Below are 23,656 nucleotides of genomic sequence, written 5' to 3' on the forward strand. Positions count from 1 at the left end.
TAATATTAAAAAGCTAAAATATTTATAAATTGTTTAAATTTTAGTATAAATTTTTGGAACGCATTTTGCTTATGTCGTTTAAAATTTTAAATTTAGGTTAATTATGCAAAATGGATATTATCAAGCTACTGGTGCTATGGTAACGCAGTTTAACAGGCTAAACGTTATCACAAACAACCTAGCAAACGTAAATACGATAGGCTATAAAAGAGATGATGTCGTTATAGGTGATTTTGCTAGAATTTTTAAGCAAACGCAAGATGAATTGCCTTTAAAAAACCATACAAAAGATGCGGCAAAGTATTTAAATCGCGTTATAGATAGAGTTCCACAGGTTATAGAGGAGTATACGGACTTTAGCTCTGGGGGCTTAAAACACAGCACAAATACTCTTGACTTTGCGTTAAAACGAGATGATTTGTTTTTTTTAGTTGATACGCCAAATGGAGTTAGACTTACAAAAAATGGGGCTTTTAGTCTTGATAGCGAGGGATTTTTGGTATCAAAAGAGGGTTATAGAGTGCTTTCAAACAACTACCCAACCCAGCCTATCGCCTCAAGAGGCATACAAATTCCAGAAGGCACAAAACTAACAAGCGATAAAAATGGAAATTTGTATGCAGACGGCGAAGAGATAGCAAAGGTCTACATCGCTCAGCCACGTGAAATTCGTGATCTTGAAAAGATAGGCGATAACTTATACAAGGCAAAAGATATAGATGATGTTATTGATATAGCCGACTCTGATAGTTTGCTTCAAGGATATGCTCAAATGTCAAACGTAAACCCAGTCAGCGAAATGGTAGGACTTATCGAAACTCATCGTATGGTTGATATGTATCAAAAAGTTATGACTACGCATATGGATGAGCTTAACCAAGACGCTATCACAAAACTTGGCAGTGTTAAGCAGTAAAAATAAATAATGAAAGGAAAAAGTAGAAGTAGTTTTTGTTTAGACTAGGTAGATTTGAAATTTTAGGCGAAGACTACAACACTTAAAAGGATAGAAAAATGATGAGATCTCTTTATACGTCAGCAACTGGTATGATCGCTCAGCAGACGCAAATAGACGTAACCACTCACAATATAGCAAACGTAAATACTTATGGATATAAGAAAAATAGGGCAGAATTTGCTGATCTTATGTATCAGGTTATGGAGTATGCAGGCACGGCTACAAGTCAGACTACAACAAGTCCAACTGGTATAGAGGTCGGTCTTGGCGTTCGTCCAACTGCGATAAATAAAATTTTCTCGCAAGGATATTTTAAAGAGACTAGTAACAACCTTGATGTTGTTATTGCTGGTGATGGTTTTTTTCAAATTCAGCTGCCTGACGGCACGACCGCTTATACTAGAAATGGTGCGTTTAAGCTTGATGCAAACGGTACGATAGTAAATTCAGACGGCTATCAGCTAATCCCGCAAATTACCATACCAGCAAACGCAACCCAAATTTCAATCGGCACAGATGGCACTGTTTCAGTGCTTCAGGCTGGTGAAACTGATATGGCACAAATAGGGCAGATAGAACTTGCAAATTTTATAAACCCAGCGGGACTTCACTCTATGGGCGATAATAACTATCTTGAAACATCTGCGAGTGGAAACGTCGTAGTCGGCACGGCTGGGCTTGATGGACTTGGCACTATACGTCAGGGATTTGTCGAGATGAGTAATGTTCAGCTTGTTGAGGAGATGACTGACTTAATCACTGGCCAAAGAGCGTATGAAGCCAACTCAAAGGGAATAACCACGAGTGACGCTATGCTTGAGATAGTAAATGGACTTAAGAGGTAGAAAATGACTTATATGCTTTTACTCGTTAGTTTTATACTTGTTATTTGGGTGGTTGATGTGTTGTATTTTTCAGCTAAAGACACAAACATTGCTCTTAAACGTAGACATATTAGGCAGACGAAAAATAGGAATTTATTATAAGATACTTTGGGTTTGTTTAGCCAAAAGTATCTTCTACTGCTTACTTTTTTAAGGGAACTAGTGAATTTTAAAAGTGTTTTTAAGCTCTCAATACCCGTTTTTATGGGTTATTTTCCACTTGGTATTGCGTTTGGAATTTTAGCAAACAAGCTTGATGTGAGTGCCTTTATCGCAGTTGCTTTAAGTGCTCTTGCTTACGGCGGAGCGGCACAATTTATGATGATCTCGCTTTTTAGCGTTGGCACGAGTTTTTCTTTGCTCTTTTGAGAAATAATTACCAATAGGAAGCGTTTTGTATATTGCTAAATATTCTTTTAAGCGGATGTTTACAATTCTCCTTTCATTAAAAATTAAAATTTATTTTTTATCTGTCAATAATGCAATATTCCTTTGCTCCAATTTTTCTAAGGACAACATCTGATTTCTTGCCAGTTTTCTAAGTTCTATCATTCTTTCTTTTTGTTCTAGCTCTTTCTCAATTAAGATAGCATTATAACTTTCCATATTTGCAAGCACTAAAAGTTCATTTAAACTGGCATAATCTCTCATATTTCCCTTTAAATTTTTATTTTCTTCTCGCCACTCTTTAGCCGTTTTGTTAAACAAAGCAACATTTAGCATATCTGCTTCACTAGCATACTTAAAGTCTAACTAAATCATTTAGCAGATAGGTTTTAATCGCATCTGTATGAATTTTATAGTTGATTTTTGAAATTTCACGATGCAAATTCCAAGTTAAGGATAGTTTTGAGGTTTTATCAGATTTTAATCTCTTGTAATCCTGAATAATATACAATTTAAACTCTCACTATGTGCGTATGTTCCTCCATATCTACCCGATTTAGAAACAATACCTTTTGCGTTAGTATTATCTATCCATTTTTGTGGGGTCATTGTAAATCTATTTAAACCTGCTTCCATTTTAAACGTGTCGAATTGCACACGGTTAAATTTTTCGTTATTTAAAATTTCCCACAATCCTATAAATTCCAATGTGTTTTTATTTCTCATCCAATTTTGAATAACAAATCTTGGGTCATCCCCATTCTTATACTTTGCAATATCAGTTAGGCTAATATAATCATTTTTAAAGTCTTCTGTATAAACTTCTATGCTAAATCCATTGGCTTCTATTTTTTCTTTTTTTATTTTAGACATAAGTTTTCCTTTCACTTAAAATTAAAACCACTTTAATTTTTTACGCCATATGTGTTCCTATATATATTCCATAATAACATCACACAAATTTCCATCTCCAAAACCTGACTGAATCATTATAAATATTTTTGTCGTTATTTTTCTTTGCACTAATTATTTGTAATTTCCATAATTTTATCCAGCTATTAAAAAATTAAAATCTAATTAAAATTTTTTTGATATTATACACGCTTTTTAAGGAATTTTATGAAGTTTGCGGATGTTTTTAAGCTCTCAATACCCGTTTTTATGGGTTATTTTCCACTTGGTATTGCGTTTGGAATTTTATCAAACAAGCTTGATATGAGTGCCTTTATTGCAGTTGCTTTAAGTGCTCTTGCTTACGGCGGAGCGGCACAATTTATGATGATCTCGCTTTTTAGCGTTGGCACGAGTTTTATAGAGGTCTTTATCGTTTCATATCTTGTAAATTTGCGTCACACTTTTTACGGACTTGCTTTGCTTAGAGATTATAAATATTTGAAATTTCGCATTTTTAATATAGCAACCTTAACTGATGAAACCTTTGCGATTTTTAAAAGCCTAAAAATTGACGATATAAACGAGCGAAGTTATGTTTTTACGTGGCTAAATTTTCTCTCTTGGTCTTACTGGCTACTTGGGACGATTTTTGGCTGTGTGTTTGGGAATTTAATTACGATTGATATGAGCGGTTTGGAGTTTAGTTTAACTGCACTTTTTATTGTAATTGTAATTGAAATGTTTAAGAATGAGCGTAATTACAAGGTGCTTGGGGCAGCTACTTTATTTGGAATTTTAGGCGTTGCTTTGCTCCCACCAAAGCTACTTTTGGTTGGCTCAATGCTACTTTGTTTTATATTTATAGTGGCGTTTAAGGATAGATTATGATAAGTGTAAATTCGTCTGAGTGGCTTTTGTTTTTGGCAGTTTTAGCAAGTGCGGCGGCGACATTTTTAACTCGTGTTTTGCCGTTTTATGCTATGAAAAACTACAAACCAAAGCTATGGCTTGAAGCTACTCAAAAGCATATGGGACTTATGATAATGGTTGTTTTGGTTTGCTATGGACTAAAGGATACAAAATTTAATGTATATCCGTATGGACTAAATGAAATTTTAGCCGTTTTAACGGCGATTTTGGTGCATTTAAAATTTAAAAATGCACTCTTAAGTATTGTTGTTTCGACTGCTGTTTTTATGTTTTGTCTTAGAATTTTTTGAAATTTAGATTTTAAGTTTATTTTTTTAAAAGCACTAGTATAATTCTTTGAAAAGTTTGTAATATTTTACAAATTATAAAATCATAAAGGAGAAAACTATGTGTTTTTCAATCAAAAAGGTGGTGGCACTTATGCTTATTTCAGCTGTTGCGGCGTTTGCAAAGCCGACTATTTGCATACTAGCAACTGGCGGAACTATCGCTGGTAGCGGTTCTGGCGAACTATCTACCTCTTATACCTCAGGTACGGTTACGGTGGATAAACTAATCGCTGCTGTCCCACAAATAAATGAGATAGCAACGATAAAGGGTGAGCAAATTTCACAAATCGGCTCACAAGAGATGAATAACGAAGTTTGGCTAAAACTAGCTAAGCGTGTAAATGAGCTTTTGACAACCGGCAAAGCCGACGGTATCGTCATCACTCACGGCACAGATACGATGGAGGAGACAGCTTACTTTTTAGATTTGGTTGTAAAAAGCGATAAGCCTATCGTAATGGTTGGTGCGATGAGAAACTCAACTTCAATGAGTGCTGATGGCCCACTAAATTTATTTAACGCTGTAAATGTGGCAATGAGTAAAGACGCGGTAGGCAAGGGCGTTTTAGTAACGATGAACGATGAAATCCACGCGGCACGTGAGGTTACAAAGACAAATACAACTGCTGTTGATACATTTAAATCGCCAAACACTGGCAAAATCGGCACCGTGTTTTATGGTAATGTGAAATTTTATATGGCTCCGGTTCGTAAACATACGACAAATTCTATGTTTGATATCACAAAAATCACTGAACTTCCAAGGGTTGATATAGTTTATAGCCACGCAAATGATAATGCTGACTTTGTAAATGTCGCTCTAAAAAATGGAGCAAAAGGTATAGTAAGTGCTGGTATGGGTAACGGAAATCCATTCCCAAGTGTGCTAAAAGCTCTAAATGAAGGTGCTAAAAATGGTGTGATAGTCGTTCGTGATAGTCGTGTTGGAACAGGCGAAACAACTAGAAATGGCGAAGTAAATGACGATGAGAACGGCTTTGTAGCAAGTGATAACCTAAACGCGCAAAAAGCTCGTGTGCTTTTAATGTTGGCTCTTACAAAAACAACTGATAAAGCAAAAATCCAAGAAATTTTCTACACTCACTGAGTTAAAAATAGGCGTTGTATCACCACAACGCCTCTAACTCTAAAAAGTTATCTCCCAAGAAAATCTAAAATTCCTACGTGGTGCGTAAAATCTACCTATCCCAGCACCAGTGTTTTGATCTATTAAATTTGTCGTTCCAAAGGCTCTAATTGATCTAGCCTTATCCCAAGTCATATATTTTGCATCAGTTATATTATAAACGCCAAAGCCAAAGCTGAAATTTTTAGTAGGCTTTGCGTAAGCTATCATATCAAAAACTTTGTAAGCACCGCTTCGCCAAGCTAATGTGCTATCTGTTACCCTTTTGCCTTGAACGAGCCTGTCAGGATCGGCAGCTTGTTGTTTCCAGTACATATTATAAGTATCCTCAGCTTTTTTAGCCGATACATCAGTTAAAAAGAAGTCTATGCCGTATTTATCATCAGGTGTAGAGTAGCCTATGCTATAGACTGAAGTAGTTGGTTGGATAGCATTCATAGGTATGTCGCCGTTCATTTTGCCTTTTTGACGTGTAAATTTATATCCAAATCTAAAGCCTTTTAATTTGTCGCTTATATCGCCAAGCTCGATGCGTGAATTTACTTCAAAGCCCTTAACCTCAGCACTATCTCTATTTATATTTTGCCAAAATGGATATTTTAAATAACTATCTGTAACCTCTCTTCGTCCTATATAGACTAAATCTATAAAATTTGTATAGTCTGTTTTAAAAAAATTAAATGTAGCAAAGCTGTTGTTGTTATGAAAGGTTACTGCTAACTCTTTAGTTTTGGCAATTTCTGCTTTTAAATTTGTATTTGGTGCTATTGAAAAGCTAGGGTGTTTAAAGGTCATATAGACTTCATCAGAGGTTGGTGCACGAAAACCCTTTGAGTATTTTAGCTGAACTCTTAGCCAAGATAGCGGATCTAAATCAACCCCAAAGTTATACGAATTGCTTTTATACTCAGTTTTTCTTAAAAGCAGGGCTAAATTTTGAGCAAAATTTTGATTTACAATAGGACTGTTATACTTGCAATTATCTGTTTGGTTTAAGGCGCATGGCATAGATTTCATAATGCCTAAAATAAGCCCTTTTGGCACTGGCACACTCTCATCGTAGCTTGGATTGTGAGCGACCTTGTCGTAGCGGTAGTTTAGATCAAGTCCAAGCCACTCAAAAGTCTTTATATAATCGCCAACATAAACAGCACTCTCTTTGGTTTCAACAGGTATTAGGTAGCTATCGCGAAAATTTAGCCTATGCCTTGGCGTGGGATTTCCTCCGGTCCATTTGCTTGGATCTGGCTTGTATTGTCTTGGATCTGTGCCATCTACTTCTATATTTGGTATAAAATAGTCTTGCCACCACTGGATATCTTGCCCCATATATCCATCGGCATTTACCATTGATTTTTTGGTTTTTGCATGCATTGCACCATATTTTATAAAGTGTTCTGTGCTTAAAAGCTCAAATTCTTTATCAAAGTCTATGTTAAATTGCTTAGTATCAGTATTTAAATCTCTATCATTATAGTTATCTGATGAGTAGCCTTCAGATTTTGGTACAACTATTTTTGCGTCTTCGATAGTGTTAAATCCGTTTTTGCTTCCACGTTTTACATCTATTTTGCCATATTTTTTGCCATTTATATTTACAGTTGTAATACTCCTATCTTCTTCTTTATATACTTCTTCCCATTTCTCATTTTGTTTAACAAAGACTCTAAATTTCTTAGAACAGTCTAGTTTAGAACAGTCTATTAAATTTTGTATAGCATTAGCCTCTCTATAATCACTAAGCTCCTTGCCATTAGCAGTGTATTTAAGAGCTGTGCTCCATCTTTTGGAAACTTTTTCTGCTTTGACTTCATTACCATTACTATCTACTACTTTAATAACGCCTGAGCTATCATCTAGCTTTAAGCCATCATTATTTCTAACACCAACACACTTATCCCCACTACAATAATCATCCGTCCTTGCTTTGTTTTTTATTCGCTGATTTGAGTATGAAATTTTTACACTGTCCCAAAAAGGTGTCTGCGTAAAGCTTTCAAAGGTATACTGCACATTTTTTCTAGTTGATTTATCGTTGGTTTTTCTCTCTCCATAAGTTTCGATATCTTTTTGGTTTTGTATAGTATTTAGCACATAAGATAGATCCTGACCTTGTGAGCTAAGCCTTGAGTTATCAATAGCTACGCCAAAACGCTGGTTTTCAAAAGGCTCAAAGCCTATTTTTACCAATGTGCTCTTTCTACTTATATCGTATGGATCGGCTTTTTCGCGAGTTTTGCCAACAGCAGCTCTATCCTCTTCATTGCTTTCATAAATGTTATAAAAGTAGTTTTTATGCTCGTGTCCGTTACGTTGTGTGTTTACGATAAGCACGTCAAACCACTTAAATTTAGCCGCCGCAGTAATTGATCTAAATTTTTGATCATCTACACTTTGAAATCCATTTTTGAAAGAAAAATGATAATTTTTATCTATTAAAAAATCTTTTGCGTCTTTTGTTTCAAAGCTCACACCCCCCCCCAAAGCACCACTTCCACTCTTTACAGAGTCAGCTCCTTTTGTTATGGTTGCCATTTTGACATTTTCCATCTCTATGCCATTTCTTGTGTTGTTAAAATTTCCATATCCCTCAAAAAGCTCTTTAAAACCTTGAGAGCTAAGCGTCTCAGCCTGTCTAAGCCCGTCTATTGTGATACCAACTCTGTTTTCATCAACACCACGAATGGCATACCCACTAGCGCCCATTCTGCCAGTTTCAACTACGCTTACGCCTGTTTCGTATCTTACTAAATCCCTACTATCAGTAACTTGCTGTTTATTTATTGTCTCAGCGTCTATTTTGCGCTCTCCTACTCTTTTATCCTTTATCTGTTCATTTGCAGTTACGCTAATCTCGTCGAAATTAACCTCATTTGTTTGAGAGTATAAGTTTAAACACAAAATAAACGAAAGATATATTTTTCTCATATAAAAGCCCCCAATTTTTATATTTGATTATAATATCGATTATTAATTTAAAGGTGGAATTTTATAATAATTTATTTTATGGATTGCTTAAAATTTTGTTTATTTTTTATTTACGGACGCATTAAAAATTTAATGCGTCACTTGTATATGGCAGTATAAGATAGTTTTTTGTATTTACACAAAATTCCAAAGCGTTTTGCATTTGTTGAGTGCTAACCCCATAAACTTTAGCCAGTTCAGAGTATAGTTGCGTGGCGTCGCTTAGCTGGTGCTTTGCATAAAACATCAAAAGAGTGGCTCCAATGCCGATAAAATCGTAGCCAAATTTATACATAAATTTTATTAAAGCATAGGTTTGATGAGGTTGCATATCATCGATAAAATATCCATTTAGCATACGTGCAAAACACTCATACGGCTTTGTTGTATGGCAAAGATACACATCAATCTCCTCATCTAAAAATTTTGCGTCATTGTAGGCTAGTTCGCTTAGCAGTTTTATTTTTTCGCCTTTATTTAGATTTACCTTTGAATAAAATTCGCTTAGCTGTGTATCTTTTGCATTAAGGATTGATAAAATATGCTCAAATTTTGCTACTTCGCTATCTGGTTGTTTTTGTGTGTCAAAGTAGTATTCGCCAGATGAAGCGTGCTCGCTAGTGTGTTCGCACTGGGTTGAGTTTTCAAACACAAAAAGCGGTCTTTTATCAGGATATTGCTCGAGCAAATTTTCATAAGCAATTATCGTTGCTTTCATATTCCGCTCTGTTTTTAAAATACCATACTTTGCCATATCCAAAGCATTTGGGATTATGTCTAGCTGAATTATTGAGGATGGATTAAAAAGATGATTGTAAATTCTAGTAACTGCTCTTAACACGACACTCCTTTTGGCGTAATTCTACACCAAAAAATGTAAAATTTAGCTTTTTTGGGTTAAAATACCCCAAAATTTCAAGGGGTTATTATGAAAAATGCAAAAGTATGGAAATTTGGAGATAATATCGATACAGACATCATCATAGCGGCAAGATATTTAAACACGTCTGATGAAAATGAACTTGCAAAACACATTATGGAAGACGCAGATCCTACGTTCAGTAAAAAAATAGCAAATGGCGATATTATTGTAGCTGGAGAGAATTTCGGCTGTGGTAGCTCACGCGAACACGCTCCATTAGCACTTAAGGCTGCTGGTATAGGTGCTGTTATTGCTAAGAGTTTTGCTAGGATTTTTTACCGCAATAGCTTTAATACTGGGCTTTTGATTCTTGAGATTAAAGAAACCGACGAGATAAACGAAGGCGACGAGCTTGGCATAGATATTGACGCTGGTGTGATAAAGAATTTTACAACTAAAAAAGAGTATAAATTTAACGCCATACCGCCATTTATGCAAGAGCTTATAAAGGCTGGTGGGCTGATACAATATGCAAAAGAGAATTTGAGGTAGAAAATGGCAAAAAGATATAGAATTTGCGTTATAAAGGGCGATGGTATTGGTCCTGAGATCGTAGATGAGGCGATAAAGGTTCTTGACGTTGTTAGTGATAAATTTGGCTTTAGTATAGACTATGACTATAAGCTTATGGGCGGAGCTGCTTACGATGTTTTTGGCGAACCGCTTCCAGATGAAACGCTCCAAAGTGCCCTAAACTCAGACGCTGTGCTTTTTGGTGCGATAGGTGGGCAAAAGTGGGATAACCTGCCACGCGATAAACGCCCAGAAAGCGGACTTTTAAAGCTTAGAAAGAGCCTAGAGGCGTTTGCAAACCTTAGACCTGCTATGATATATGACGAACTAGTAAGTGCTAGCACGCTAAAGCCTGAAGTATTACAAGATGTCGATATACTCGTTGTTCGTGAGCTAACTGGCGGGATTTATTTTGGGCAACCACGAAAAAAAGAGGTAGATAGTGCGTTTAACACGATGATTTACAGCCGCCAGGAGATAGAAAGAATCGCCAAAATAGCGTTTGAAGCGGCAAAAAAACGTAAAAAACGCGTATGCATGGTGGATAAAGCAAATGTGCTAGAAGCTAGTCAGCTTTGGCGTGAAGTAACAAGCGAGGTTGCTAAAAACTATCCTGATATAAGCCTTGAGTTTATGTATGTAGATAATGCAGCTATGCAGTTAGTGCGTAATCCACGCCAATTTGATGTTATTTTAACCGAGAATTTGTTTGGTGATATTTTAAGTGATGAGGCTAGTATGGTTGTGGGTTCAATAGGGCTTCTTCCAAGTGCTTCAATAGGCGGAAAAGTTGGCATTTACGAGCCTATACACGGCTCAGCCCCAGACATCGCAGGGCAGGGCATAGCAAATCCGATTGCTACAATCCTAAGCGGTGCTTTAATGTTAAGATATGCGCTAAATGAAGAAGAGGCCGCAAGTGCTATTGAAAATGCTGTTAAAAAGGCTCTTAGCGATGGGTATCGCACAAAGGATATATCGGCTTTTGGTGCTAAAGAAATTTGCACTACATCTGAAATGGGTAGCATAATCTCAGGATATATAAAATAATGAAAAACACTATCACAGAAGCCCTTATATACGAAGCCCAAGGATTAAAAGATGACGCTTTAGAGGTATATAAAAACATACTAAAAGCAAATCCGTCAAATTCTGACGCACTCTCTGCTATTAGACGTCTTAGTGGACTTAGAAAGAGCCGCGTGATACAAAATGAGCAGATGAAGGATTTTTTCATAAAAATGAGTGCTCCTGAAGAGATAAATGAGTTTAAAAGGTGGCTAATAAAACTATGAATAAAATTGATGAAATTTCAAAAATAACAATCGAAGAGATAACGGCTGAGCTAAATGCCATTGGGGATATGATTAAACCGCAAAGTAGTGAGCCTAGTCAGAAATTTACCATAGAAGAGAGCCTTGATACTACTGCAGTTTGCAAGGTCGATACGGATAATGTAACAAGTGAGGAGATATTCCTTAAAAATCTAAAAGAGCGTATCGAGGTGCTTTTTGAAGGGTTAAATGAGATGCCAAAAGAGAGATTAGAGCAAAGGCTTGATCTGACTTTGAAATTTTTAGAATTCGCTCTTGCAAATGTAGAGAACAGGCTTGAAAATCTTAAATGATGAAAATTTAGATCTGGTGCGTGAAATTTTTACGCCCTATACAAAGCGTGTTTATTTGGTTGGTGGGTGCGTTAGGGACGCATTTTTAGGCATAAAAAGCACCGATTTTGACATTGAAGTTTATGATATTAGCCAGGCAAAATTTAACCAAATTATGCAAAATTTGGGTGCAAATGGTGTTGGCAAGAGTTTTTTTATATATAAATTTAAAAATTTTGACATCGGTTTAGCAAGAACAGAGAGCAAAACTGGCTCAAAACACACAGATTTTAGCGTTAGCCTGACACAAGATGAAAGAGTGGCTTCAAAGCGTAGAGATTTTACGGTAAATAGTATAATGCTAAATATTTTTGATGGCAAAATTACTGATTGTTGGGGCGGGATTGATGATTTAAAGGCTAAAATTTTAAGGCATATTGATGATGAGAAATTTATTGAAGATCCACTTCGTGTTCTTCGTGCTGTTCAGTTCTCATCGCGTTTTGGTTTTGAAATTTTTAGTAAGACGCTTAAATTAATGAGTGACTTGAGTATAGAAAATTTAAGCAAAGATAGAATTAGTGCTGAGCTTTTGAAATTTTTTAGAGGCGAGTTTTTAAGTGTTGCCACAAAATACCTTTATGAGCTTAATCTTTTAAGTAGACTTTTTGGCGTTAATAAATTAGATCAAAATTTTATAAATTTACTCACAAAATCAAGGCAGTTTATCAATGATGAACGTCTGTTTTTATATCTGTTGTGTGGGTATTTTAAGCTAAATATCAAAAAAGTGGCAGCGGATTTAAATCTACCAAAAAGTTATATGATTAATGAGCCGTTTTTTGATGATTTTGTAAGCGATAGGGATTTGGTAAAAATTGCTACCTTAAAACCGCTAAAATTTTGGCTTGGGCTGTATGATGAGAATCGCATAAAAAGAGCCAAAGAGCTCGGGCTTTATGACAAGGCTTTTAAACCAAACATAGACTATCAAGGGCTTGTTAAGAGTGGCTTAAAAGGCGATGCTTTAAAAGATAAAATTTCACAACTAACAGATGTGGAAATTTCTAAATTTTTAGCCAATCAAAGCCCAAATTAAAGCCAAATTCGCTAAAATCAGCCTTTTAATATTTAAGTAAGGGTTATATGCTAAACATCGTTCTAGTTCATCCACAAATCCCGCAAAACACCGGTGCTATCGGCAGAATGTGTGTAAATGCAAATTTAAGCTTACATATCATTAAACCAACAATGTTTGATTTAAGCGAGAAGGCTGTTAGACGTGCTGGGCTTGACTATTGGAAAATTTTAAATCCTGTGATATGGGATAGCCTTGATGAATTTTTAAAGCAAAATTTAGATAAAAAAGAGCGATTTTTTTACGCCACGACAAAGACAAATAACCTTTATTTTAACGCCAAATTTCAAAGTGGCGACTTTATATTTTTTGGTGGCGAAAGTACCGGGCTTCCTAGCTCACTAATGAGCCTAACTCCACAAAATATGATAACGATCCCAATGGGCAAAAATGGCAGGAGCTTAAATCTTGCAATGAGCGTTGGTATCGTAGCTTATGAGGCGATTAGACAAAATATCAATGAGTTTGATTTTAGAGAGTGTTTATGAAAAAATTTCTAATTTTTATTTTATTATCGGTTTGTGCCTTTTCTCAAACGCTAAAGATCGCGACCTATAATGTAGAAAACCTATTTGACGGCAAAAATAATGGCAATGAATATCCAGACTTTAGAATCGGAAAGTCAAAATGGAGCGATGATAAATTTAAAGATAAACTAAAAAATATAAAGCAGGTTATAAATAGCGTAAATGCCGATATAATCGCACTCCAAGAGATTGAAAATGAGATTGTTTTAAAAGAGTTGGTAAAAGATACGCAGTATAAATTCTTATCATTTTGCTCTCCTAAAAACTCTCCTGTTGGTCTTGGTATTATCTCAAAAATTAAACCAAGCCTAGAACACGAATGCATCAGTGTAAAAGGCGTAAAAACAAGAGATATTTTAAAGCAAAAATTTAGCCTAGACGGCAAAGAATTTGTTATTTTTGTAAATCATTTTCCAGCGTTTAAAAATGGACTTGACAAGCAAGAGAGTGCGGTAAAAACGCTATTAAAAGCCATAAGAGAGGAGAGTTTATCAGTAATTGCACTTGGGGATTTTAATACTCCTTTTGGTAAAAAAAATATTTTAGCACCTATTGAGATTAATGAAAGTTTTAAAAATCTTTGGCGTGAATTAAACGCGAGTGAGCGTTACAGCTTTGCTGGTTATGGTAAAAAAAGGGCGATTGATCACGTGCTTTTAAGTCCTTCGTTTTTTAAAGATGAGCTATTTTATGCTTGTGGTAGTTTTGGCGTTTTTAAAAGCGGACTAGTTGATGATAAGGGATATGCCAAAAAAGAAAATAATGAGAATTTATACTCAGACCACCTTCCGCTAGTTTTTGAAATTTCAACCGATAGGGATAAAAAGTGTGGCTTTTGGAGTAAATTTTAATGAAAATTTTAGATATTTTTATGCTTGTGGCGTTTGTTTTGTTTTTAGTTTTTTTGCTTCGCGGCGTGGCGTTACAAACGGCTAAAAAAGATGAGTTAAGAAAGAAATTTAAAGAAAAAAGGGTTAAAAATGAAAGAATTATTGATTGAAATCGGCGTTGAAGAGCTTCCAGCCATACCATTTTTAAAGGAGTTGCCAAACATTAGAGCAAAGTGGCAGGCGGTTTTGAGTGAGTATAGATTAGAAAGCGAGTTTGATTTTTACTTTACGCCACGTCGTTTGGTATTTTTTCATAAAAATTTTAGTGAACTTCAAAGTGATACAAAAGCAGAGTTTATCGGTGCTCCAAAACACGTCGCGTTAAAAGACGGCGTTTTTACGCCAGCTGCGTTGTCGTTTGCTAAAAAGTGCGAGATTAGTCAAGATGAGCTAAGTTTTAAAGAGATTGATGGAAAAGAGGTGCTTTATTATGAAAAATCGCTAAAAGGCGAAAACTCAAAGGAGCTTTTGGGCGATATGATTGAGAAGTTCTTACTTAGCCTAAATTTTGGCAAATCAATGCGTTGGGGCAATGGCGAGTTTGAGTTTATACGACCGATAAGATCGTTTTTATGTCTTTTTGATGACAAAAGTGTTGAGTTTAGCAAATTTGGCGTTAAAAGCGAAGTGTCAACCTATCCGCACCGAAGTATTGGCTATGAGAAGGTTAAAATTTCAACCATTCTTGAGTATTTTAAGGGTGCTAAGGATAGAGGGATTATCCTAGACCCAGATGAGAGAAGAGCTATTATCTTAGAGCAGTTTAAGAATTTAGAAAAAAATGGCATAAATATCCAAATAGATGATGACTTGCTAAGTGAAGTTGTGGCGATCACTGAGTATCCTACTGCACTTTTGGGCGAGTTTGAAAGTGAGTTTTTGGCTGTTCCAAGCGAGGTTATCATCGCTTCTATGAAAGAAAATCAGCGTTATTTTCCAGTGTTTAAAGATGGTAAACTGGCAAATAAATTTGTAGTTGTTTCAAATGCCATAACAGACGACAACAGCCTAATCGTAAAGGGCAACGAAAAGGTGCTTCGTGCAAGACTTAGCGACGCGATGTTCTTTTGGCAAAGCGATTTGTCTAGCGAGTTTAGCCCTGAAAAATTAAAAAACATAACCTACCTAAAAGAGCTTGGCTCAATGTATGATAAAGAGCTAAGAGAGCTAAAGATAGCTAAATTTCTATCATCTTTGTATAAAGATAGGCTTTCTAGCGAGGCTGGTGTGAACTACGAGAGCAAGATAGAAAGAGCTGTTATGCTAAGCAAGGCGGATTTGACAACTGGTATGGTTTATGAATTTACTGAGCTTCAGGGGATTATGGGACATTACTACGCACGTGCAAAGGGCGAAGATGAAGTCGTCGTAAACGCTATAAAAGAGCAGTATCTGCCAGACGGCGAAAACTCAGCGATACCTAGTTCTGTTTTTAGCTCGGTTGCGGCGTTATCTGCTAAGCTTGACGCACTTGTTGGATTATTTAGTGTTGGTAAAATTCCAAGTGGCACAAAAGACCCTTACGCTTTAAGACGTGCTGCAAATGGCGTTATAAAGATAGTAACTGCTCTTAATTTAGAGTTTAATCTTCGTGAAATTTTAGTTGAAATTTCTAAAAACTACGCCAAATTTGATGTTAGTGTGCTTGAAAATTTCATACTTGATAGAATTTACACATTTTTTGACGCAAATCCGTCAATAATCAAATCTTGTATAAACAGCGATGAGCGTGATATTTTATCACTTTTTAAAGCGATAAATGCACTAAATGAAGTCACAAACAAACCAAGTTTTAAAGAAAATTTCTCAACCTTTAAACGTCTTGCAAATATCATAAAAGACAGCGAAATTTCAGCCGTAGACGAGAGTCTTTTTAATAATGAATTTGAAAAATCGCTAAATGATAGATTTAAAAGCCTAAGCTCAAATCCAAATGATTTTAATGCAAGATTGACTGAACTTTTTGGCTTAAAACCGCAAATTGACGAATTTTTTGATAATGTTATGATAAACGCTGATGACGTTAAAATCAAAGCAAATCGTATAGCGATAATCGGTCAAATTTACAAGGAATTTTTAAAGATAGCTGACATAAAAGAGATTAGTTTATAAAGGCTGAAAATTTCAGCCTTTAGGAATTTTTAGTTTTGCGAGATTGGCTATTTTTTGCCTTTTGGTTTGCCTTTATTAGCATATTTTTAAAGACCCCGTTATCATAAAGCCCAGCGTGATACAGGCTAAATGCAACCATACTAATACCTGCTATTATGTGTGCTTTTTTAAAGGCTTTGTTTTTCATATTAAAAGCCGTTAGGGTTAAAACCCCAAGCGATACACTCATACCGATCTTTGCAACCTTTCTGTGTGTGCCTATATCTAGTAAATTTCCTTTTAATAAGCCGTTATTTGCCAATCTTTACCCCTTTGATTGAATTTAAAAGTAACCAAATTGTAGTTCCGTTATGAAGCACTGCTGTTGCGATAGGATTTAGCATACCTATCGTGGCAGCTGCTAGTATGGCTGAGTTTATGCCAACTGTGGAGTTGAAATTTGAACTAATTAGCTTCATCGTTTTTACGGCAAGTTCTTTTGCTATGGCTACACTTTCTATGTCATCTTTTAGCAGACTTATATCAGCGGTAGCCTTTGCTATATCAGCACCTTTGTGCATACTTATGCCCACATTTGCTTTTGTAAGGCTTGGTGCGTCGTTTATGCCGTCCCCGATAAATGCTACATTTTTGCCACTGGCTTTTAGCTCTTCTATGATTTTAGCCTTGTCAGTTGGCAAACACTCCGCAAATACGCGGTCACACCCAAGTTCACGGGCAACCTCTTGTGCCTTTTGCTTTATGTCACCACTTAACATTATGATCTCTTTTACGCCTAAATTTCGTAGTTTTTCAAGCGTTTCTTTGGCGTTTTCTCTCATATCATCTTTCATCGCTATGACACCAACAAGCTCCTTGTCGTATCCAATATAAAGCAATGTAAGTCCGTTTTTAAGGGCATTTTTGATTATCTCATCTTGCCCTTTGAAGCTTATGTTTTCATCATCTTCTAAAAAGTGCCTTGAGCCTATGACGACCTCTTTGCCGTTCATAGATGTTTTAACGCCGTGAGCTACGATAAATTCGACCTCGTCGTGATGAATATGGCTAAATCCTCTGCTATTTGCCGCTTCTACTATCGCTTCTGCAACTGGATGAAAGTAGTGCTCTTCTGCACTGGCTGTTAAATTTAAAATATCATTTTCGCTAAGACCAGCTTTAAAAGAGTGAATTTCAACGACGCTTAGTCTGCCTTTTGTGAGTGTGCCTGTTTTATCAAACACGAAAGTATCAGCACTACTTAATGCTTCTATGGCTTTTGCGCCTTTGATTAAAATTCCATTTCTACCAGCCTTTGATATGCTTGATTTAAAGGCTACTGGAGTTGCCAGTTTTAAAGCACAAGAGTAGTCGGCCTGAAGCACACTAGCAACGCTATTCATATCTTTATTTAATAGATATGAAACCCCTGCAAGAGATAGCGTGACTGGTACTAGCTTATCGGCTAATTTTGTAGCCTTTAGCCCTACGCTCGATTTTTCATTTAGTGAGCTTTGTATATACTCTTTAATACGTGCCGTAGCTGTTTCATCGCCTACATTTTCAGCCCAAATTTTTATCCTGCCCTCTTCAACAACTGTGCCACTTATGACGCGGTCGCCTCTGTTTTTGGCAACCGGTTCAGCCTCGCCAGTCATTGAGACTTGATTTATACTTGCCGTGCCTTCAACGATATATCCGTCAACGCCGATACTCTCTCCAGCTCCTACAACTACTATATCGCCTTTTTTAAGAGAATTTGTTTTGACTTTTTTAAGGATGAGTTCGCCATTTTGTCTTATCTCAACCCAAACCTCTTCGATATTTGGCTTGGCTAGTTCTTTTATGAGATCATCGCTTCTATGTGAGGCACTCTCTTCCATATATTCGCCAAGATTTAGCATAAAATTTGTGCTGTTTGCTGCTAGATGATCGCCCCTTGCCAAGCTTACACCAATTGCCATAGCTTCAAGAACTTTTGATGTTATGCCGTCATTTTTTAGCTCACTAAAGCCGTGAAGTAAATTTTGGCTGCTTGCATAAAGCCCAAGTGCTGTTTTAATATAGCCGTTTGATATTAGCGGAGTTATGGCTGTTATCGCACCAGCTTTGTAAATTTCAGCCTTGCTTGGCAAGGTGGGATCTTTTGGCTTTATAGGCATTTTTAGGTGTTTGATGAACTCTAAAATTTCATCAAAGTCGCCTGAGTACTCGACCACTATGCTTTTTGCGTATTTGTTTACACGGACGTTTTTTACGTTTTTGTGTTCGCCTATACTTGCCTCTATGAAGCTAATATCGCTACGATTGTTTAGCTCATCGCATATTAGCCTAACACGATTTTTGCATTTGTGTGCGATGTGGATATTATTTTTGTGCTTCAAGCTCTGCTTTGACATCTTCAAATCGCTCTTTTAACTCTTCTATACCAGCGTTTATAAGTTCGCCACCTTTGATGATAGCTTTAAATAGGCACTCCTGTGCCTTTGGGTTTGTTAGAACATAAGTAGCTATGCCGCCTAATACAAGCCCTTTAACAAAACCAGCAGCGTTGAAATTTTCAGGCACAAAAGGTATGTTTTGTGCGGCTTCATTGATAGCATTATCAACCGGACTTGGGGTTTGCTGTGGCATTTGTTCGATATATGGGTTTTTCATCATTTTTCCTTTATTAAATTATTTATTGCAATTACCGCACCTACGCTTACACCAATACTTAAAACAGCATTTAGATACTTAGATGTTGCGATTTGATTTGAAGCATATATAGCACTTGCTGTTGTTATACCGCCAATTAGCCCGACTTTTAGAACTTTTTTTGCCAAAATTGCCTTATTTGGCTCGTTTAAATTCATACTAAGTGTGCCAATACCGGCAATAAGGGCACCGCTTACAAAGTGATCAGCGGGTCGTCTAGTTGTTGTAAGAAGATTATTCATCTAATTACTCGCTTACAGCCGGTTTTTTAGCACGTGTTTTGCGTGTAGTTTTTGGCTTTTCGTTTGTTTTTGAAATTTTACTTGCTACTTTTTTGCCTTTTGCTATGCTATCTTTGGCAAGTTTCTTACTCTTTTCAAGTCCGTCCTTTGCAAATTCTTTGCTTAAATCAATTAGCTTATCTTTTTTATTATAAGCAACTACTGCTAAAGCACCAAGTGCAGCTCCTGCGATAAATGGAAGCATATTAGATCCTTTGTTGTAAGATATTTTATTCATCTATGTTATCCTTTTGTGATTTTGCTAAAATTTGAGTGGCTAAAGCACCAAGTGCTAGTCCGCCAAAAAATGGAAAATTTGGGTTTGATAGTAGTTTTGAGATCTCCTCTTTACTGGCTTTGCCAGATACGATGTCGCCTAGTTTTAGACTCATATCGTTAAAGCTATTTTGATAGTTTGATAAAAAATCGCTATTTATAAAATTTTCATTTGCGTTCTCAACTTTATGCGAGTTTTGTAGGATGTTTTTTAAAGCCGGTATATACTCGTTGTTTGAGGTTGCCCAAAGCCTAAAAAATATATCCCTTAGCGTGTCATTTTCGCACTCATCTGTTAAATTTTCGTATGTTTTATTAAGCGTTATCTCATAATTTAACGCAAAAATAGTCGCTTCAAACTCATCATTTGGAGTCAAAATGGGTAGTATGGTTTGATCGTTTGTTTTTATGTCGCTGAAATTTTTAAGCAAAGCTATCCCATTTTTTCTGATTGCTAAAATTTGCTTAAATGTTTCATTGAAATTTTGCAAACTCTCATATAGCTTCTCTCCACTTTTTTCAATCGTTAGTGCGAGTTCAAGAGAGTCGTTTAAGTTCACGCTATGCTCCTTGCTACGGCATTTATTTTATTTGCTAAGTGGTCTAAATTTTTACCACCAAGCAGATCGTCCCATAAATTTTTAGTAAAAATTTCGCTATCATATTGTATTGTTACTGAGCCTATGATTTTGTTAAATTTTACATCTTTTATGCCATTTATCTTTGCGATCGTTTCATCAAGTTTGCTTAAGTCGGTGGTGTCTGAAAGCTCTTTGATTTTCGGGCTTACACGCACTCTTAATCTGCCTGGAGTATGCGAGATCGTCGTAAAGTAAGACGCGACTTTTGTTAAAATTTCAGGTGTTACGCTCATAATGTTCCTTGTATAAATATCTGTCATTATCTTATTTAGATACTTAAATGTAACTTAAAGCTTTTTGCATATCGTTATCGTTTTATGCACTCATCACAAATACCATAAAGTATCATCGAGTGCGTTTTTATCTCAAAGCCCTTTGCTTTGGCTATATTTTCTTGTTGCTCTTCAATCATATCATCGTGAAACTCTATCACTTTTTGGCACTTTTCACATATGATGTGGTCGTGATGGGAGCTTAAATTTAGCTCATATTTTTTAATGCCATTATCCTCGTAAGTGTTTGTCAGGCGGCACTCATCTAGAAAATTTAGTAGAGTGTAGATAGCAGGTAATGAAATTTTATCTTTAAAACGTTTTTGAAACTCAAGCTGTATCTCATTAGCACTTAAATGCTTTTCGCTTGTGTATAATATGTTTAGGATACGCTCTTTTATATATGAGTTTTTGTGGTTTAGCTCTGATAAAAATGCTGAGAAATTTTTATAAAAGTTATCAAAATTATTCATACGATACGCCTTAATTTTGGGATTTTATACAAAAAAGACTTAACTACTCATAAATAAAGCATATTATAAGGTTGTTTTGGTATAGTTTCGAGATTTTTTAATAAAATTAAAGGGTTTTTATGACATACGACGAACTTGAATTAGACGCCGTTTTGCTTGAAATTTTAGAAAATAGGGGTAGTTTTGACTCTATGGACGACGAGGAGCTTTATGAGCTTATCGAACACGTAGCGACTTTTACTGATGGGGATTATGAAGAGGCGTTTGAGTATATGACACAATTCTCCCCAATCCCTAAAAAACGCTTCGTTTCACTATTTATGGTCTAGTTTTTCTAGACCTTTTTTGCAGTAAAATTCCACAAAAAACTTAACGTAAATTTAAAGTTATTAAACTTTTTATCTAATTTAAAAATTTAAATATAAATTAATAATTCTTTAAAGATTAATATGCAAAAATTACATAATTAAATATGCTAAAAAATAATATTTAATTATGTAAGTTAAATTTATTTAAAGGAGAATGCTATGAAAAGTGGAGGACGAGTCATCTGTCCGTATTGCGGAACCGGCTGTGAAGTCGAACTTTTTGTGGAAAATAACCACATAAAAAGTGCCGTTGGGGTTCAGAGCAACCCAGTAAATGAGGGCAGTCTTTGTCTAAAAGGTGCTTATGGCTGGGACTATGTTGGTGCTCCAGATCGCCTTACAAAGCCTCTTATACGCAAAAAAGATGGAGTGTTTAGCAAAGATGGCGATTTTGTTGAGGCAAGTTGGGACGAGGCACTTGATTTGGTAGCTAATAAAATAAAAGATGTCGTCGCAAAGCACGGTGCTGACGCATTGGCTGGAAATTTTTCTGCTCGTTGCACACTTGAGGATAACTATGTTGCCCAAAAGCTTATGAGAATTTTGGGGACAAATAACATAGATCACTGTGCTCGTATTTGACACGCTCCAACAGTGGCAGGACTTGCCAAAACAATAGGTAACGGAGCGGCTACAAATAGCTTTACAGAGATCGGAATTCACAGCAACTGCATAATGATGATAGGCTCAAATCCAGAAAATGGACATCCAATCGTAGCTATGCACGTTCAAAGAGCATTAAATAGAGGTGCTAAGCTAATCGTCATAGATCCGATAAAGACGGAATTTGCAAATAGAGCTGATGTGCATTTGCAACTTGAGCCTGAGCATAACATACCAGTTATAAATGCGTTAATTTACACGATTATTGAGGAAAATTTGGTAAATTACGAGTTTGTAAAAGAGCATACAAATGGCTTTGAGTATGTAAAAGAGGCGGTTAGGGAGTATTCACCTGAAAAGGTCGCTTTATACACGAAGCTAAGGGCGGAGGATATTAGACGTGCTGCTAGAATTTATGCGACCACAAAACCAGCTGTCATTACTCACGGAATGGGTGTAACGCACTTTAATCACGGCGTTGGTGGTGTTTGCGATATTTCAAATTTAATGCTTATTACTGGTAATGTTTGTGAGCTTGGTAGTGGCGATTTGCCAATAAGGGGTCAAGAAAACGTTCAAGGCTGTTGTGATATGGGCGTTTTACCAAATGTATTTCCAAATTTAGGGGTGGTTACTGACCCAAAAGCTAGGGAGTGGTTTGAGGCTAAATGGCACTTGCCTAGCGGTCATTTAAGCGGTAAAATAGGTATTCACAAAACCGAAGTGCCTGATGCGATACTTGATGGAAGGGTAAAATTTTTCTGGACGATAGGAGAAAATCCAGTTATTTCAGAGCCAAACACAAATCACTTTTTAAAAGGTATCTCAGAGGTTGAGATGTATGTGGTACAAGATATTTTCTTAACCGAAACTGCACTAAAGGCAGATATCGTTTTGCCAGGTGTAGCAAGTAGTGAAAAAGAGGGGCTTTATGCAAACGCAGAGCGTAGAGTCCAGCACAATGATGCTGTTATAACGCCACCAGGGGACGCAAGGCAGGACTGGTGGATTGTGTGCGAATTGGCACGTAGACTAGGGCTTGGGGAGCATTTTACATACGGCAATCCTGAGCAAATTTGGGAGGAGGTTAGAAGGATTGATCCTAGAAGATATGGCGGTATGAGTTATTATAGGCTTAAAAAATACCACGGACTTCACTGGCCTTGCCCTGATGAAAATAGCATGGGTGGACAGAGCTTGTATCTTGATAAGAAATTCTTTACCCCTGACGGAAAGGGAAATTTAGTTCCTTGTCTATTTGTAGATAGTGCAGATAAGATCGAGAGTGCTAAGGCTGATTTTGCTACTCGTATGAATATGCCGTCTGAGTATCCAGTAATGGCAGGTTCTGTTGATGAAAAAACAGATGAACGCTACCCTATACAGCTTTTAACCACTCGTAAGGTCTATCAATACACCGTTGGCACTATGACAAGGCGTTCAAAGGCTATAGAAGAGGGCGGAGATAGCATAGGTCCGATAGCTGAGATGAATCCGGCTTTAGCACAAAGATATGGTATATCGCACGGAGATTTTATAAAAGCGTGGAGTAGATATGGGTATATTGTTGTTAAGGCTGATTTGACTGATTGTGTGCCTGACGGAATAATTCAAATGACATTCCACTACTGGGAGAGCTCTTGCAATGAGTTAACAAGCTCTGGTTGGGACTATATCTCTAAAACTCCTACATTTAAGGCGGCGATTCAGATTAAAAAAATTGATGAGGAGGAATTTTTGCGAGTTAGAGAGCTAAAACGTGAGAAATTTCAAACCTCAAGGATCATTTTTGATGACTTTCACCACCATCCTATGACATTTTAAACTCTAGCCCCGTCTTTTTGGGGCTAGGTTAAGGTCTA

At 36.4% G+C, this 23,656-nt stretch carries 29 protein-coding genes; 17 read left to right on the forward strand and 12 right to left on the reverse strand.

What is annotated here, in order from left to right; genetic code table 11:
* Positions 1-103 precede the first annotated feature (103 nt).
* The 3 genes from CMCT_RS03670 to CMCT_RS03680 all read left to right on the forward strand — a co-directional run bounded on the left by CMCT_RS03670 (position 104) and on the right by CMCT_RS03680 (position 2,211).
* Entirely contained in the window at positions 104-916 is an 813-nt protein-coding gene (locus CMCT_RS03670) for a flagellar hook-basal body protein (protein ID WP_034967403.1), read from the forward strand.
* A 98-nt stretch (positions 917-1,014) separates the two neighbouring features.
* Positions 1,015-1,803: a flagellar basal-body rod protein FlgG gene (flgG, locus tag CMCT_RS03675; RefSeq protein ID WP_169752413.1), complete on the forward strand. Its 789-nt coding sequence runs from the start codon at positions 1,015-1,017 to the stop codon at positions 1,801-1,803.
* 201 nt (positions 1,804-2,004) lie between these two features.
* Positions 2,005-2,211 carry an AzlC family ABC transporter permease gene (locus CMCT_RS03680; protein WP_034967400.1) on the forward strand — a complete coding sequence of 69 codons (207 nt, stop codon included), beginning with the start codon at positions 2,005-2,007 and terminating at the stop codon, positions 2,209-2,211.
* 90 nt (positions 2,212-2,301) lie between these two features.
* Here CMCT_RS03680 and CMCT_RS09285 read toward each other — a convergent pair whose 3' ends face one another.
* Entirely contained in the window at positions 2,302-2,565 is a 264-nt protein-coding gene (locus CMCT_RS09285; protein WP_244948663.1) for a hypothetical protein, read from the reverse strand.
* Between the two features lie 144 nt (positions 2,566-2,709).
* On the reverse strand, positions 2,710-3,102 hold the full coding sequence (locus tag CMCT_RS09290) for a KilA-N domain-containing protein (RefSeq protein WP_236844902.1): 393 nt from the start codon (positions 3,100-3,102) through the stop codon (positions 2,710-2,712).
* 246 nt (positions 3,103-3,348) lie between these two features.
* Between CMCT_RS09290 and CMCT_RS03690 the strand changes: the two genes are divergently transcribed.
* The 3 genes from CMCT_RS03690 (at position 3,349) to CMCT_RS03700 (ending at position 5,490) form a co-directional block, all read left to right on the forward strand.
* A complete protein-coding gene (locus tag CMCT_RS03690) occupies positions 3,349-4,011 on the forward strand; it encodes an AzlC family ABC transporter permease (RefSeq protein ID WP_034967397.1) in 663 nt (220 codons plus the stop codon).
* Entirely contained in the window at positions 4,008-4,343 is a 336-nt protein-coding gene (locus CMCT_RS03695; RefSeq protein ID WP_034967395.1) for a branched-chain amino acid transporter permease, read from the forward strand. Before CMCT_RS03690 ends, CMCT_RS03695 begins: the two co-directional genes overlap by 4 nt.
* 97 nt (positions 4,344-4,440) lie before the next feature.
* Positions 4,441-5,490: a type II asparaginase gene (locus CMCT_RS03700; protein ID WP_034967392.1), complete on the forward strand. Its 1,050-nt coding sequence runs from the start codon at positions 4,441-4,443 to the stop codon at positions 5,488-5,490.
* 39 nt (positions 5,491-5,529) lie between these two features.
* On the opposite strand, the gene CMCT_RS03705 is transcribed toward CMCT_RS03700, so the two are convergent.
* Together CMCT_RS03705 and CMCT_RS03710 are read right to left on the reverse strand one after the other, a co-directional pair.
* A complete protein-coding gene (locus CMCT_RS03705) occupies positions 5,530-8,457 on the reverse strand; it encodes a TonB-dependent hemoglobin/transferrin/lactoferrin family receptor (RefSeq protein ID WP_176325021.1) in 2,928 nt (975 codons plus the stop codon).
* Between the two features lie 121 nt (positions 8,458-8,578).
* Positions 8,579-9,337, reverse strand: a complete 759-nt coding sequence (locus CMCT_RS03710) for a hypothetical protein (RefSeq protein WP_051654829.1) — start codon at positions 9,335-9,337, stop codon at positions 8,579-8,581.
* Positions 9,338-9,424: 87 nt separating this feature from the next.
* Here CMCT_RS03710 and CMCT_RS03715 point away from each other — a divergent pair, with 87 nt between their 5' ends.
* The 9 genes from CMCT_RS03715 to glyS are packed head-to-tail and all read left to right on the forward strand — an operon-like array spanning position 9,425 to position 16,204.
* Positions 9,425-9,910 carry a 3-isopropylmalate dehydratase small subunit gene (locus CMCT_RS03715; RefSeq protein ID WP_034967391.1) on the forward strand — a complete coding sequence of 162 codons (486 nt, stop codon included), beginning with the start codon at positions 9,425-9,427 and terminating at the stop codon, positions 9,908-9,910.
* Positions 9,911-9,913: 3 nt separating this feature from the next.
* Positions 9,914-10,981 (forward strand): 3-isopropylmalate dehydrogenase, encoded by a 1,068-nt coding sequence (gene leuB, locus CMCT_RS03720; protein ID WP_034967388.1) that lies wholly within the window; start codon positions 9,914-9,916, stop codon positions 10,979-10,981.
* The gene (locus CMCT_RS03725; protein WP_034967385.1) at positions 10,981-11,226 is read left to right on the forward strand and encodes a hypothetical protein; all 246 of its coding nucleotides are present in this window, start codon (positions 10,981-10,983) and stop codon (positions 11,224-11,226) included. Before leuB ends, CMCT_RS03725 begins: the two co-directional genes overlap by 1 nt.
* Positions 11,223-11,558 (forward strand): CiaD-like domain-containing protein, encoded by a 336-nt coding sequence (locus CMCT_RS03730; RefSeq protein ID WP_034967384.1) that lies wholly within the window; start codon positions 11,223-11,225, stop codon positions 11,556-11,558. Before CMCT_RS03725 ends, CMCT_RS03730 begins: the two co-directional genes overlap by 4 nt.
* A complete protein-coding gene (locus CMCT_RS03735) occupies positions 11,542-12,636 on the forward strand; it encodes a tRNA nucleotidyltransferase/poly(A) polymerase-related protein (RefSeq protein WP_244948664.1) in 1,095 nt (364 codons plus the stop codon). Before CMCT_RS03730 ends, CMCT_RS03735 begins: the two co-directional genes overlap by 17 nt.
* A 47-nt stretch (positions 12,637-12,683) precedes the next feature.
* A complete protein-coding gene (locus CMCT_RS03740; protein ID WP_034967381.1) occupies positions 12,684-13,163 on the forward strand; it encodes a tRNA (cytidine(34)-2'-O)-methyltransferase in 480 nt (159 codons plus the stop codon).
* Positions 13,160-14,053 (forward strand): endonuclease/exonuclease/phosphatase family protein, encoded by an 894-nt coding sequence (locus CMCT_RS03745; RefSeq protein WP_051654828.1) that lies wholly within the window; start codon positions 13,160-13,162, stop codon positions 14,051-14,053. The genes CMCT_RS03740 and CMCT_RS03745 overlap by 4 nt, the downstream gene beginning before the upstream one ends.
* A complete protein-coding gene (locus tag CMCT_RS03750) occupies positions 14,053-14,202 on the forward strand; it encodes a hypothetical protein (protein ID WP_169752399.1) in 150 nt (49 codons plus the stop codon). Before CMCT_RS03745 ends, CMCT_RS03750 begins: the two co-directional genes overlap by 1 nt.
* Complete coding sequence (gene glyS / locus CMCT_RS03755) at positions 14,183-16,204, forward strand: glycine--tRNA ligase subunit beta (protein WP_034967379.1); 2,022 nt, start codon at positions 14,183-14,185, stop codon at positions 16,202-16,204. The genes CMCT_RS03750 and glyS overlap by 20 nt, the downstream gene beginning before the upstream one ends.
* 19 nt (positions 16,205-16,223) lie before the next feature.
* Here glyS and CMCT_RS03760 read toward each other — a convergent pair whose 3' ends face one another.
* The 8 genes from CMCT_RS03760 to CMCT_RS03795 all read right to left on the reverse strand — a co-directional run bounded on the left by CMCT_RS03760 (position 16,224) and on the right by CMCT_RS03795 (position 20,823).
* Entirely contained in the window at positions 16,224-16,505 is a 282-nt protein-coding gene (locus tag CMCT_RS03760) for a hypothetical protein (RefSeq protein WP_034967376.1), read from the reverse strand.
* Entirely contained in the window at positions 16,495-18,567 is a 2,073-nt protein-coding gene (locus CMCT_RS03765) for a heavy metal translocating P-type ATPase (RefSeq protein ID WP_082198622.1), read from the reverse strand. Before CMCT_RS03765 ends, CMCT_RS03760 begins: the two co-directional genes overlap by 11 nt.
* Positions 18,551-18,841, reverse strand: a complete 291-nt coding sequence (locus CMCT_RS03770; protein ID WP_034967370.1) for a hypothetical protein — start codon at positions 18,839-18,841, stop codon at positions 18,551-18,553. Before CMCT_RS03770 ends, CMCT_RS03765 begins: the two co-directional genes overlap by 17 nt.
* On the reverse strand, positions 18,841-19,122 hold the full coding sequence (locus CMCT_RS03775) for a hypothetical protein (RefSeq protein ID WP_034967368.1): 282 nt from the start codon (positions 19,120-19,122) through the stop codon (positions 18,841-18,843). Before CMCT_RS03775 ends, CMCT_RS03770 begins: the two co-directional genes overlap by 1 nt.
* A 4-nt stretch (positions 19,123-19,126) precedes the next feature.
* Positions 19,127-19,399, reverse strand: a complete 273-nt coding sequence (locus CMCT_RS03780) for a hypothetical protein (RefSeq protein WP_051654827.1) — start codon at positions 19,397-19,399, stop codon at positions 19,127-19,129.
* On the reverse strand, positions 19,392-19,997 hold the full coding sequence (locus CMCT_RS03785) for a hypothetical protein (protein ID WP_034967366.1): 606 nt from the start codon (positions 19,995-19,997) through the stop codon (positions 19,392-19,394). Before CMCT_RS03785 ends, CMCT_RS03780 begins: the two co-directional genes overlap by 8 nt.
* Positions 19,994-20,311, reverse strand: a complete 318-nt coding sequence (locus tag CMCT_RS03790) for an HMA2 domain-containing protein (protein WP_034967363.1) — start codon at positions 20,309-20,311, stop codon at positions 19,994-19,996. Before CMCT_RS03790 ends, CMCT_RS03785 begins: the two co-directional genes overlap by 4 nt.
* Before the next feature lie 74 nt (positions 20,312-20,385).
* On the reverse strand, positions 20,386-20,823 hold the full coding sequence (locus tag CMCT_RS03795; RefSeq protein WP_034967362.1) for a Fur family transcriptional regulator: 438 nt from the start codon (positions 20,821-20,823) through the stop codon (positions 20,386-20,388).
* A 119-nt stretch (positions 20,824-20,942) separates the two neighbouring features.
* Here CMCT_RS03795 and CMCT_RS03800 point away from each other — a divergent pair, with 119 nt between their 5' ends.
* Both CMCT_RS03800 and CMCT_RS09490 read left to right on the forward strand, forming a co-directional pair.
* Entirely contained in the window at positions 20,943-21,152 is a 210-nt protein-coding gene (locus CMCT_RS03800) for a hypothetical protein (RefSeq protein ID WP_034967359.1), read from the forward strand.
* A 198-nt stretch (positions 21,153-21,350) separates the two neighbouring features.
* Positions 21,351-23,618 (forward strand): molybdopterin oxidoreductase family protein, encoded by a 2,268-nt coding sequence (locus CMCT_RS09490; protein WP_082198621.1) that lies wholly within the window; start codon positions 21,351-21,353, stop codon positions 23,616-23,618.
* The last annotated feature ends 38 nt before the right edge of the window (positions 23,619-23,656 follow it).

It is taken from the genome of Campylobacter mucosalis (genome assembly GCF_013372205.1).
GTDB classification, from domain to species: Bacteria; Campylobacterota; Campylobacteria; order Campylobacterales; family Campylobacteraceae; genus Campylobacter_A; species Campylobacter_A mucosalis.